The organism is Cryobacterium sp. N22 (assembly GCF_002929555.1).
Classification (GTDB): Bacteria; Actinomycetota; Actinomycetes; order Actinomycetales; family Microbacteriaceae; genus Cryobacterium.
Genome location: NZ_PJJP01000016.1, coordinates 1 through 12,381, shown reverse-complemented (window position 1 = coordinate 12,381; position 12,381 = coordinate 1). Strand labels below are relative to the sequence as shown.

General features: G+C 69.2%; 9 protein-coding genes. 2 read left to right on the top strand and 7 right to left on the bottom strand.

The window, feature by feature from the left end:
* Window positions 1-61: 61 nt before the first annotated feature.
* From CXY76_RS01150 to CXY76_RS01125, 6 genes are all read right to left on the bottom strand, one after another.
* Window positions 62-2,350 carry a polyribonucleotide nucleotidyltransferase gene (locus CXY76_RS01150; protein ID WP_104162443.1) on the bottom strand — a complete coding sequence of 763 codons (2,289 nt, stop codon included), beginning with the start codon at window positions 2,348-2,350 and terminating at the stop codon, window positions 62-64.
* A gap of 261 nt (window positions 2,351-2,611) precedes the next feature.
* On the bottom strand, window positions 2,612-3,754 hold the full coding sequence (locus CXY76_RS01145; RefSeq protein WP_199190159.1) for a hypothetical protein: 1,143 nt from the start codon (window positions 3,752-3,754) through the stop codon (window positions 2,612-2,614).
* A gap of 71 nt (window positions 3,755-3,825) precedes the next feature.
* Complete coding sequence (locus CXY76_RS01140) at window positions 3,826-4,821, bottom strand: dihydroorotate dehydrogenase (RefSeq protein ID WP_104162442.1); 996 nt, start codon at window positions 4,819-4,821, stop codon at window positions 3,826-3,828.
* A gap of 248 nt (window positions 4,822-5,069) precedes the next feature.
* Complete coding sequence (locus tag CXY76_RS01135; protein WP_104162441.1) at window positions 5,070-5,711, bottom strand: FMN reductase; 642 nt, start codon at window positions 5,709-5,711, stop codon at window positions 5,070-5,072.
* A gap of 2 nt (window positions 5,712-5,713) precedes the next feature.
* Window positions 5,714-6,910 carry an LLM class flavin-dependent oxidoreductase gene (locus tag CXY76_RS01130; RefSeq protein ID WP_104162440.1) on the bottom strand — a complete coding sequence of 399 codons (1,197 nt, stop codon included), beginning with the start codon at window positions 6,908-6,910 and terminating at the stop codon, window positions 5,714-5,716.
* A gap of 133 nt (window positions 6,911-7,043) precedes the next feature.
* A complete protein-coding gene (locus CXY76_RS01125) occupies window positions 7,044-8,195 on the bottom strand; it encodes an ROK family transcriptional regulator (protein ID WP_104162439.1) in 1,152 nt (383 codons plus the stop codon).
* A 220-nt stretch (window positions 8,196-8,415) separates the two neighbouring features.
* Here CXY76_RS01125 and CXY76_RS01120 point away from each other — a divergent pair, with 220 nt between their 5' ends.
* Together CXY76_RS01120 and CXY76_RS01115 are read left to right on the top strand one after the other, a co-directional pair.
* Window positions 8,416-10,125 carry an alpha-glucosidase gene (locus CXY76_RS01120; RefSeq protein WP_104162479.1) on the top strand — a complete coding sequence of 570 codons (1,710 nt, stop codon included), beginning with the start codon at window positions 8,416-8,418 and terminating at the stop codon, window positions 10,123-10,125.
* A 184-nt stretch (window positions 10,126-10,309) separates the two neighbouring features.
* Window positions 10,310-10,759, top strand: a complete 450-nt coding sequence (locus CXY76_RS01115; protein ID WP_104162438.1) for a hypothetical protein — start codon at window positions 10,310-10,312, stop codon at window positions 10,757-10,759.
* A gap of 12 nt (window positions 10,760-10,771) precedes the next feature.
* On the opposite strand, the gene CXY76_RS01110 is transcribed toward CXY76_RS01115, so the two are convergent.
* A partial coding sequence (locus CXY76_RS01110) for a multicopper oxidase family protein (RefSeq protein WP_104162437.1) occupies window positions 10,772-12,381 on the bottom strand: 1,610 nt, incomplete at its 5' end.

The window sequence follows — 12,381 nt, the reverse complement described above, 5'->3', positions numbered from 1 at the left end:
GCAGGACGGGCCTTCCGTCTAACCGGCACACCTGGCGAGAGGTGACCGGCAGAACTAGTGACTAACCTTCGGCCGGAGCTTCGGGTCCCTCTGATGCAGCGTCACGACCGTGCGTGTCGGCTTCATCGGCGAGGACCGGGGCGAGCGAAAGCTTGCCACGGTCGTCAATCTTGGTGATCTCAACGAGGACCTTCTGGCCCACGCCGAGGACGTCTTCGACGTTCTCCACGCGCTTGCCGCCGGCGAGCTTGCGCACCTCAGAGATGTGCAGCAGGCCGTCCTTGCCCGGGAGGAGCGAGACGAAGGCGCCGAATGCGGCGATCTTCACGACAGTTCCGAGGAACTGCTCGCCAACCTCGGGGTTGGTGGGGTTCGCGACGGAGTTGACCATGGCGCGAGCGGCCTCGGCCGAGGGACCATCGACGGCGCCGATGTACACGGTGCCGTCTTCCTCGATCGAGATGTCGGCTCCGGTCTCGTCCTGGATCGAGTTGATCATCTTGCCCTTCGGGCCGATGAGCTCGCCGATCTTGTCGACGGGGATCTGCACGCTGATCACGCGGGGCGCGGTCGGTGCCATCTCGTCGGGAGCGTCGATCGCAGCGTTCAGCACGGCGAGGATCGTCGTGCGAGCATCCTTCGCCTGCGTCAGCGCGCCGGCCAGGACCGACGCGGGAATGCCGTCGAGCTTGGTGTCGAGCTGGATCGCGGTGACGAACTCAGCTGTGCCGGCAACCTTGAAGTCCATGTCGCCGAGGGCATCTTCGGCACCGAGGATGTCGGTCAGAGCCGCGTAGCGGGTCTTGCCGTCGACGGTGTCGGAGATGAGGCCCATCGCGATGCCGGCGACCGGGGCGCGCAGCGGCACTCCGGCGTTCAGCATCGACAGGGTGGAGGCGCAGACGGAACCCATCGAGGTGGAACCGTTGGAGCTGAGCGCCTCGGAGACCTGACGGATGGCGTACGGGAATTCCTCACGCGACGGCAGCACGGGAACCAGGGCACGCTCAGCGAGCGCTCCGTGGCCGATCTCGCGACGCTTGGGCGTGCCGACCCGACCGGTTTCACCGGTGGAGTAGGGCGGGAAGTTGTAGTTGTGCATGTAACGCTTCTTGGTGACCGGGCTCAGGGAGTCGATGGTCTGCTCGAGCTTGAGCATGTTCAGCGTGGTGACACCCAGGATCTGGGTCTCGCCGCGCTGGAAGATAGCGGAACCGTGCACGCGCGGGATGACCGCAACCTCGGCGTCGAGCGGGCGGATGTCCGCCAGGCCGCGTCCGTCCATGCGAACACCCTCGTTGAGAACGCGTGAGCGCACAACGAGCTTGGTGACGGACTTGTATGCCGCGCCCACCTGGTTGTTGGCGGTGGCGGGCAGCTCGCCGGCTTCGACCTTGGCCGCGACTGCGGTCTTGACGGATGCCTTGAGCACGTCGTCAGCATCCTGACGCGCGATCTTGTCGGCGATCACGTAGACGTCCTTGAGGCCGTCGTACGCGAGGGCTGCGACAGCGTCGTAGACCTCGGTGGTGTACGGCGGGAACAGCGGGTAGTTGCCGGTGGGCTTGGACGCCGCGGCGGCAACCTGCTGCTGGGCGACGATGAGCTGCTTGATGAACGGCTTGGACGCCTCGATGCCCTCGGCGATGACCTCTTCGTTCGGCTTGATGGCGCCGCCCTGGATCAGCGTCCAGGCGTTGTCGGTCGCTTCGGCCTCGATCATCATGATCGCGACGTCTTCGCTGCCATCGGCATCCGTGACGACGCGGCCGGCGACGACCATGCTGAACACGGCGTCAACGACCTGCGAGTGCTTCGGGAAGGCGACCCACTGGCCGGAGCCGTTGTCGTCGGGAATGAGGGCGACGCGGACGCCACCGATCGGGCCGGAGAACGGCAGGCCGGCGATCTGGGTCGACATGGACGCGGCGTTGATGGCCAGGACGTCGTAGTACTCGTCGGGCGCGATGGCCAGAACGGTCACGACAACCTGGATCTCGTTGCGGAGGCCGTCGACGAACGACGGGCGCAGCGGCCGGTCGATCAGACGGCAGGTGAGGATCGCTTCGGTCGACGGGCGACCTTCGCGGCGGAAGAAGCTGCCCGGGATGCGGCCAGCGGCGTACATGCGCTCTTCGACGTCGATCGTCAGCGGGAAGAAGTCGAAGTTGTCCTTCGGCTGCTTGCTGGCGCTCGTGGCGGAGAGAAGCATGGTCTCTTCGTCGATGTAGGCAGCGGCTGAGCCCTGTGCCTGCTGGGCGAGACGCCCGGTTTCGAAACGGATGGTGCGCTTGCCGTACTTGCCGTTGTCAATAACGGTTTCGGCGAACGTGATTTCTGGACCCTCCATATGGGGGTTCTCTCCTTTGTTTAGACTCGTTTGCCCGTGTGGCGCGCGAGTGGGACATCGGAGCAGGAACAGGCAGAACAAGCTGCCGAACATGTGTTGGGCGCTGACATTGCTGGCCACCAGTAGAAATTCACCAACGGTGCTGTGCGTTGGCACTGTCGCGTTGGGAAACCACCACCGAGGACCAGCGTCCTGCCGGTCTGCTCCGGGTACTGCGGGCAGATCCGAAGATCCACCTGAACAAGCGTAGCAGAACGGGGGTTAAACGACAGGGATGTTGGCGTCGAAGACCGGCCCGTCGGCGCAGACCAGCGGTCCCTCGATGCTCGGGTCGGTGCGTACCGGGGCGGCGCAGCCGTGGCAGTAGCCCAGCCCGCAGGCCATGTGCGCCTCAAGCGAGGCCTGCACTGGAACACCCCAGTGCGCGCCGAGCTCGGCGGCGAGCCGGGCGAGAACTCCGGCGCCGCAGACCATGATCACATCGGGCGCGGTGCGCTCGGGCGCGGCGCCGTCGAACTCGGCGCGCAGCATGGCGGCCAGGGTGGCGAGGTCGCTGGAACCGTCGTCGTCGGTGACTTCGATCGTGCGCACGCCGAGCTCCGCGCAGTCGGCGCGGCCGAGCACCTGGTCGGGGCGTTGGCCGCTGAGCACCATGGTGGCGCGGATGCCCAGTGCCGCGGCATCCTCGGCGGCGCCCATCACACCGCAGATGCCGACGCCGCGACCGATCAGCAGGGCGGATCGGGTGCCGACGGGGTAGTCGAAGCCGCGGCCGAGCGGGCCGGTGACCTGCAGCCGGGCGCCGACGGGAACCGCGGCCAGGGCGCGGGTGCCGCGGCCGACCACACCGTAGATCAGCTCGATCGTGCCGGGCGTGGCTCCGGTGGCCGGTCGGCGGCGGTGGATGGCCATGGGGCGCGGCAGCAGGATGCGGTCGCCGGCGTGCGGCGGCACCGTGATCATGAGGAACTGGCCGGCCTGCGCGGTGGAAGTGATGGTGCCGCTGGCCAAGACCAGCCGGCGGTAGCGCTCCCCCACCGGTTCGTGCACGAGCACTTGGGCGTCGTCCCAGACCGGTTGCGGCCTCGGCGCGGCCGAGCGCGGCCGCACCGAGATCAGCCCGTCGAGCGCGCGTTCATCAGCCTCGGCGAACGCCCGCGCCCGGGCGGCGGCCTCGCGGCGCGCCGCATCGGCGACCCTCCGCTGGTCGAGCTTGTCGACGCCGTGCTGAGCTTGTCGAAGTAGACCTGGTGACCCGTCCTGCGGTTCGTCCCCCTCCCGCTGGTCGAGCTTGTCGACGCCGTGCTGAGCTTGTCGAAGTAGACCTGGTGACCCGTCCTGCAGTTCGTCCCCATCTCGCTGGTCGAGCTTGTCGAGACCTGGTGAGACATCTCGCGGGGTCACTTCGACAGGCTCAGTACGGCGCTCGACAGGCTCGACCAACGCATGGTTGCGTTCGGAGGACACGTTCCGGTTCACTGTGCAGCGTCCAACTCGAGCAACTCCCGGATACTGCCCACACCGGCATCCAGGCACCGTTGCCGCAACCCGCGCGCCACCTCCACCGCCGCGAACGGCCGCGCGAAGCTCGCGGTGCCCACCTGCACGGCGCTGGCCCCTACCGAGAAGTAGTCGAGGGCATCCTCGACAGAGCCGACGCCCCCGCAGGCGATCACGGGAATCTGCACGGCCCGCGACGCCAGCCAGACCAGCCGCAGCACGATCGGTTTGATCGAGGGCCCAGACAGCCCGCCGATCACGTTGCCGAGAATCGGCCGGCGGGTGCGGGCATCCAGCGGCATCGCCGGGATGGAGTTGGCCACGCAGACGGCGTCGGCGCCGGCCTCCTCGGCGGCACGGGCGCAGTCGGCGATCGAGGCGACCAGCACCGGCAGCTTCACGATAATCGGCCTGTCGGTGACCAGGCGCACGGCGGCGACCACCTCGCGGATGGCCGCCGGGTCCGAGCCGATGTCGGTGCCGTTCCGGTCGAGGTTGGGGCACGACACGTTGAGCTCGAAGGCGGCGCCGTTCTCGCCCAGTGCCGCGACGACCGGGGCGTATTCGCTCGGCCGGTGACCTCCGACACTGATGATCGTGGGCACGTCGAAGGCCGCGTAGCGCGGATGCAGCGTGGCCAGGTAGCCGGCCGGCCCACGGCTGGGGATGCCGACGCTGTTGACCATGCCGGCTGGGATCTCGGTGAGCCGGTGCACGGGATTGCCGCCGCGGGCCGAGCCGAAGACGGTCTTGGTGACGGTGGCGCCGAGCTCGGCGACCGGGATGAGAGCGCCGAGTTCCGGGCCGAAGCAGCCGGAGGCCGGCATCACCGGGGTGAGCAGGGTGAGACTGCCGATCCGCACCGAGAGGTCGACGGCCGGGCCACCAGTCAGATCGAGCGGGTCGGGGGCCGCGGCGAAAAACGCGGCGCGGGCATCCGAGAATGTTGTGTCTGCACGTACGGCGACCATGGGACGACCTGTCTGCGCGGTTGTCACGGCCTCCGTCTCGCGGAAGCACTCTCTCCGGCGCACCGTGTTCCAGTCTGTCCCCGCCGCCCCGTCATCATCAGAGCAGAAGGTCCCGGCGAAAGTGGCGACCTTCCGCGCGGTACTCGACAGCCCACGGGGCACGCTGGGTGAGCACGCGAAAGCGGCCGGGTGGTCACCTCAGTGAACTGAGGCGACCACACGACCGCTTTCGTGGGACGGCACCGGGGTCAGCGGGGCGGGAACATGCCGGCGGGGTCGAAGCCGGCGGGCAGCTCGAAGGGGTCCCGCACCCGGGAGGACCGGTCGGAGCGGGCGACGAGGGCCGCCAGCTCCCCCGCCGCGCGTTCGATCCGGGCCGGCAGGGTCTGCACCCGGCTGTCGACGCGGCCGCCGTCGCCGGTGCCCCAGTCCTCCGATGCGGCGAACACCGCGGTGGGCACCACCACGGCGTGCAGATAGGTGAACATCGGCCGCAACGCGTAGTCGAGGGCCAGCGAGTGCCGCGGCGTCCCCGCGGTCGCGCCGATCAGCACGGGCTGGTCGGTGAGGGAGCGGTTGTCGATCACGTCGAAGAACGTCTTGAACAGTCCGCTGTAGCTGGTGGTGAAGATCGGGGTGACGGCGATCAGGCCGTCGGCCGCGGTGACGGCCTCGATCATCTCCTCCAGCCGCGGGTTGGCGAACCCGGTGAGCATGTTGTTCATGATGTCCTGCGCGTAGTCACGCAGTTCGTAGGTCACCACCGTGGTGGTGACCCCCTCGTCGGCCAGCCGCGCCACGGTGGCCGTGGCGAGCTTGTCGGCGAGCAGCCGGGTCGACGACGGCTGGCTGAGTCCGGCGGAGACGACCGCCAGGGTGCGCGCGGTCATCTCTATGCTCCGTTCGTGCCGGCGCCGGCGAGGCCGAACGCGGCACCGGTTGCCCGGCGGTGCGGGGCGATCGCGGCGGAGGTGTCGAGGTCGTCGCGCCCGACGGATGCGGCGGCAACCGGCGCCTGTGCGGCGGCGAGCACCAGGGACTCGTGGGTGGGCCCATCCGGCACGTCGGCCGGACGGTTCTTGGCGAACTCCTTGCGGAGCACCGGCACGACCTCCTCGCCGAGCAGGTCGAGCTGCTCGAGCACGGTCTTCAGCGGAAGGCCGGCGTGGTCCATCAGCCAGAGCTGGCGCTGGTAGTCGCCGACGTAGTCCCGGAATCCGAGGGTGCGGTCGATGACCTCCTGCGGGCTGCCGACGGTGAGCGGGGTCTGCGAGGTGAACTCCTCCATGCTCGGGCCGTTGCCGTAGACCGGGGCGTTGTCGAAGTACGGCCGGAAGTCGCGCTTGGCGTCCTGCGAGTTCTTGCGCATGAACACCTGGCCGCCGAGGCCCACCATGGCCTGCGCGGCGGTGCCGTGGCCGTAGTGCTCGAAGCGGTTGCGGTAGTACTTGACCATCTTGGCGGTGTGCGAGGCCGGCCAGAAGATGTGGTTCGAGAAGAAACCGTCGCCGTAGTACGCGGCCTGTTCGGCGATCTCGGGGCTGCGGATGCTGCCGTGCCAGACGAACGGCGGCACGCCATCGAGCGGGCGCGGGGTGGACTGGAAGCCCTGCAGCGGGGTACGGAACTGGCCCTCCCAGTCGACGAAGTCCTCACGCCAGAGCCGGCGCAGCAGAGCGTAGTTCTCCAGCGCCAGCGGGATGCCCTGACGGATGTCCTGGCCGAACCACGGGTAGACCGGGCCGGTGTTGCCCCGGCCCAGGGTGAGGTCCACCCGGCCGTCTGCCACGTGCTGGAGCATCGCGAAGTCCTCGGCGATCTTCACCGGGTCACTGGTGGTGATCAGCGTCGTGGCGGTGGAGAGGATGATCCGCTCGGTCTTGGCCGCGATGTAGCCGAGCATGGTGGTCGGCGACGAGGGCACGAACGGCGGGTTGTGGTGCTCGCCGGTGGCGAAGACATCCAGCCCCACCTCTTCGACCTTCTGCGCGATGGTGAGCATGGCCTTGATGCGGGCGTGCTCCGTCGGCGTCTGCCCCGTGGTGGGATCGGTGGTCAGGTCCCCGACCGTGAAGATTCCGAACTGCATTTCCAGCCTCCAAAACTCAATGCGTCTGCATGTATATGGGTGTCAACGGCGGATGGGCCGATCCTATTCCCGACAGTGTGCGGGTGTAATGAGGGCGGGCGCGATGAGGGTGGGCGTCCCCGCGGCCCGCCGGTCAGTCCGCGACGGTGAAGCGGGTCAGGGTGCGCTGGATCGCGACGGCCGCCGCTCCCCTGGCCCAGGACGACGTGCCGGTGTCGTCGACGCTGATCCGCACCGGCGTCGCCTCGGCGTCACGGTCGCCGTGGGCCGCCGCGACGATCTGGTCCGCCACCACGGTCCACAATCCGATGCCCTCGCCGGAGAGCACCACGGTGTCGATCATCGCGATGTTGGCGATCAGGGCCACCAGGCGGCCGAGGGCACGTCCGGACGCCTGCAGGACGGACAGCGCGGCGGGCACTCCGGCCGCGGCCAGCGCGAGTACTTCGTCGTACTCCGCCTCCCGGCCCAGGCTCGCGCTCACCTGCGCCCGGATGCTGCCCTGGGTGAGCATCGCGTCCGAGCAGCCCCGGTGCCCGCTGCCGCAGAGCGGCCCGTCGGCATCCAACGGCACGTGTCCGCCGAGGCCGAGGCCGGAGTCCCGGGTACTGATCACCTGATCGTTGATCACGAGCCCGTAGCCCACGCCGATGCCGACGGTGACCACGGCGAAGCTGGCGGTCCGCCGGCCCGCGCCGAACCACTGCTCGGCGGCGGCCAGCCCGACCACGTCGTTCTCGACCAGCACGGGGATGCCCAGGCCGGCCTCCAGCGCGGAGGCCAGGTCCACGTCACGCCAGGCCAGGAAGGGCGCCCGGGCGACGACCCGTGAGCCGATCACCTGGCCGCCGACGGTCACCCCGAGTGCCGCGAGCGGCGCACCATTGGCGAGTTCGAGCACGAGGGAACACAGCTGCCGCACCACCCCGGCCACGTCCCGGCCGTCGAGCCGACGGTGCGCTGAGGCGAGCTCGTTCACGCGCAGGTCGGTGAGCACACCGAAGGCGCCGTCACCGGTGAGCTTGACCCCGACGAAGCGGCGGCCGTCCAGGCGCACATCCAGGGGCTTGGTGGGGCGGCCGACACCGCTGGTCTGGCTGTCGCTGACCTCCACGAAGAGGCCGCTGTCCAGGAACGGTTTACTCAGCCGGGTGAGACTGGCCGGGGACAGGCCGAGGCGGCGCCCGAGGTCGCCGCGAGAGATCGGGCCGTGCATGAGGACGGCGCGCGCGAGGCCCAGCGCGGATTCGCCGATCGACGGCGCGGGCCCCGTACTGCCGAACATCACGGTCGCCCTCTCCTGGCCCCCGAAGCGGGGTTGGCTCTCATCTTGACATAGCCGCCCCCGCCGGCGCACCGGCCGGACACCCCGCAGTGGTGCCCCTGGACAACCGGACGCTACATTGGACGGACGACTTTTTTCTGTCGCTAAACCAATTCGTGTGACACCGGATGCCCGCGCTCGCCCGCGCCGGCCCCCGGCCAGGGAGGACCCCGTGACCAATCTGAACAGCCGCACCGTCGGCGCCGAGCCCGCCGACACTCAGGACGGCCCGCACGCCGCGGCGCCGTGGTGGACCACGGCCGTGGTGTACCAGGTGTATCCGCGCAGCTTCGCGGATTCGGACGGCGACGGCATCGGCGACCTCGGCGGGGTGCGCGGAAAGCTCGACTACCTCGCCGAGCTCGGCGTCGACGCCATCTGGCTCTCGCCGGTCTACCCGTCCCCGCAGCACGACAACGGCTACGACATCCGCGACTACCAGGACATCGACCCGGTGTTCGGCAGCCTGGCCGAGTTCGACCTGCTGCTGGCCGAGGCCCACGAGCGCGGCATCAAGATCGTGATGGACCTGGTGGTCAACCACACCAGCGACGAGCATCCGTGGTTCGTCGAATCGCGCTCGTCGATCGACAACCCCAAGCGCGACTGGTACTGGTGGCGGAAGCCCGGAGCGGCGGGCGCCGAACCGAACGGTTGGGGCAGCGCGTTCAGCGGCCCGGCCTGGACCCTGGACGAGACCACGGGTGAGTACTACCTGCACCTGTTCGCGACGCAGCAGCCCGACCTCAACTGGGAGAACCCGGAGGTGCGCCAGGCGGTCTACACGATGATGAACTGGTGGCTGGACCGCGGCGTCGACGGGTTCCGCATGGACGTGATCAACTTCATCGCCAAGCAGGTGGAGCTGGTCAGCGGTCCGGCCGCGGCCACCGACGGTGGGTCGCCGATGGGCGCGCAAATCCACGAGTACCTGCAGGAGATGCACCGGATGGTCTTCGCCGGCCGCACCGGAGAGCACCTGACCGTGGGCGAGATGCCCGGTGTGAGCATCGAGGATGCCGTGCTGTTCACCGATGCGGCCCGCGCCGAGGTCGACATGATCTTCCAGTTCGAGCATGTCTCGCTCGACCAGGGAACGCACAAGTTCGACCCGCTGCCGCGCAGCCTGGTGCCGCTGAAGCACAGCCTGGCCCGCTGGCAGGACGGCCTGGCCCAGACCGGCTGGAACAGCCTGTACCTGAACAACCACGACCAGCCGCGGCTGGTGTCGCGGTTCGGCAACGACACCCAATTCCGGTACGAGTCGGCCACCCTGTGGGCGCTGGTGCTGCACCTGCACCGCGGCACGCCCTATATCTACCAGGGCGAAGAGATCGGCATGACGAACGTGAAGTTCGACACCATCGACCACTACCGGGACATCGAGTCGCTCAACCACTACCGGGAGGCCGTGGAGCAGTTCGACCAGTCGCCGGCGAGCGTGCTTGCCGGGGTGCACGCCATGGGGCGTGACAATGCACGCACGCCGATGCAGTGGGACGACTCCGCCCACGCCGGGTTCACCACCGGCACCCCGTGGCTCGCGGCCAACCCGAACTACCCCACCGTCAACGTGCAAGCCGACCGGGCCGCTGCGCAGAGCGTATTCGCGTTCTACCAGCGGCTGATCGCGCTGCGGCACGCGGACCCGGTGGTCGCGTTGGGCGCCTTCGAGCTGATCGAGCCCGATCACGAGCAGCTCTACGCGTTCACCCGCACGCTGGACGGGCAGACCCTGCTGGTGCTGGCGAACGTGTCGGATGAGCCATTGACGGTGCAGGGCGAGTGGCTGCCCGACGACATTTCGGGTGCCGAGCTGCTGCTGGGCAACTACCCCGGCGACGGTTCCGCGGCGCTCCGCCCCTGGGAGGCCCGGCTCTACAAGCTGTGACCGTTGCCGCTCTGCTGGTCGAGCGTGTCGACGCCGTGCTGAGCCTGTCGAAGCAGACCCGGCGAGACCCTCGGAACGCGTCTCGCCGACCCCGTTGACCGGCCTCCGCGTCCGGGCGTACGCTGCACGCGAAGCTCAGATCGGCTTCGACCTGGGTTCCGGCTCGATCGGAAGGAGTCCAGCCATGCGCAGGGTGTATCAGATCATTTGCCACATCATCGCCGCCTGCGTCGTCATCCAAGCCGCCGTCATCGCCTGGTCCACATTCGTGATCCTGAATGCGACCGGCGAGGGACCCGCCGTTTCGGAGGACAACGTTCCGGTCGGTTTCCTCGTGCACAGCGTCGTCGGACAGATGGTCATTCCGGTCTTGGCCCTTGCCCTCCTCGTGGTGGCCTTGATCGCCAGGGCCGGCATCATGTGGTCCGTCTGGTTGCTGGTGGCCGTGCTCGTGCAGGTGTTCCTCGGCTACTCGTCATTCGAGTTGCCCGGCCTCGGCCTGATCCACGGGATCAACGCGTTCGTTGTGCTCGGCTTGGCCGAAATCGGCGCCAGGGCGGTGGGTTCAGGGGCGAAGACGGCAGTGCCGGCGCAGACCTCCGCGACACAGGCAGCAAGGGATGACTCGGTGTGACGACCCGGCCGGTCATTCCGGCCGGTTGGCGTGCGTGCCGCCCTGCTCGAACGGGGTTGTGACGCCCCGGTAGGTCAGCGCCATCATCATGCCCTCGGCCGCATGGTCGAGGTTGTGGCAGTGGTCCATCCAGATGCCCGGGTTGTCGGCGGTGAACTCGACCACCCAGACCTCTCCGGTCTGCACGTCGAAGGTGTCCAGCCACAGCGGTGACCCGGTCGACGGGATGCCGTCCCGCGAGATGACGAGGACGTGGTGGCCGTGCACGTGCATCGGATGCGTCTCCAGGCCGCGGTTGGCCACCGTGAGCCGCACCGTGTTCCCCTCGCTCACCTCGATGCTCGGGACGTGCGGGAACACCGCCCCGTTCACGGTGTAGCCGTAGGCTGGCCGCCCGCCCAGGAACCGCGGATTGCGGTCCAGGACCATGGTCGCCTCCACCCGGCCGTCCCCGGCCGGCAGCGCCTGGTCGGCTGCCGCGCCGTAGCCCAGAAGATCGAGGTCCTCGGCCGCCGACGGCACCGTGGCGGGAACCTCGGCACCGCCGGGCGCGAGCGACAACGACGCGGTCGCTGAGGCGTTGGTGGCCAACCGCACACCGCTCTGGGGCACCGTGACGGACACGTCCAACCGCCCGCCGGCAGGAATCCGCAGGGACTTGCCGGTGACCGGGGTGGGGCCGACCAGGTCACGGCCGTCCGCGGCGACCACGGTGAACGGGGCTCCGTCGAGGGTGAAGCGGTGCGGCACCTGATCGGTGTTGATGAGTCGCAGGCGCACCGATTGCCCGGCGGCGACATCCCGCGCCGACGCCACATCGGAGTCGCCGAGGATCACCGCGGTGCCCAGCGTGTGCAGCGGCACCGTCACGTCGACCGACTCGGGGACACCGGCCGGCGGAAGCACCACGAGGGTGCCGAACAGTCCGCGCCGCACCCCATCGGCCGAGACCTGGTGGGTGTGGTACCAGTAGGTGCCGGCCTCGGTCGCCGAGAACTTGTAGGTGAACACGTCGCCGGGCAGGAGGGCATCCTGGGTGACTCCGGCGACCCCGTCTTCGCCGGCCGGCACGTCGTAGCCATGCCAGTGGATGGTGACGCCGGCGTCGATGTCGGCGTTGCGCAACGTCACCTCGACCAGGTCGCCCTGGTTGACCCGCAGTTCCGGGCCGGGCAGGGACCCGTAGGTCCACGATGACACGGTGGTCCCCGAACTGAGCGTCACCTCCTGCTGTTGGGCGGTGAGGTCGAACGAGCGCAGGGCGCCCGGTGCATCGGCGGGGGTGCGCAGGTCGGTCACCGAGACGCTGCCCTGCGGTGCCGTCGCCGGGCCGGCGGCGCCGTGTTCGTGCGTTGCCGACAACGCCCCCGGTGTTGCGACACTGCCCAGCCAGACCACCCCAACGGATGCCACCACCACCAGCACGCAGAATGCCGCAAGCCCGGTGACCACCCGCTTCGGCCGGCCCGCGCCGACCGCCCAGGCCAGTGCGGCGCTCAGCAGTACGAGCGCCAGGAGCACCAGAGCCGGGGCGAGCTCCATCGGGTAGCCGATCACCAGCCGGGCCACAATCCCGGCGACGCCGGCCGCGGCGGCGCCGACCAGGGCCGCGCGGCCGCGGG

Coding starts and splice junctions, on each gene's coding strand:
- CXY76_RS01115 (WP_104162438.1), top strand. CDS start 10,310: ATGCGCAGGGTGTATCAGATCATTTGCCACATCATCGCCGCCTGCGTC.
- CXY76_RS01135 (WP_104162441.1), bottom strand. CDS start 5,711: ATGACCGCGCGCACCCTGGCGGTCGTCTCCGCCGGACTCAGCCAGCCG.
- CXY76_RS01130 (WP_104162440.1), bottom strand. CDS start 6,910: ATGCAGTTCGGAATCTTCACGGTCGGGGACCTGACCACCGATCCCACC.
- CXY76_RS01140 (WP_104162442.1), bottom strand. CDS start 4,821: ATGGTCGCCGTACGTGCAGACACAACATTCTCGGATGCCCGCGCCGCG.
- CXY76_RS01125 (WP_104162439.1), bottom strand. CDS start 8,195: ATGTTCGGCAGTACGGGGCCCGCGCCGTCGATCGGCGAATCCGCGCTG.
- CXY76_RS01150 (WP_104162443.1), bottom strand. CDS start 2,350: ATGGAGGGTCCAGAAATCACGTTCGCCGAAACCGTTATTGACAACGGC.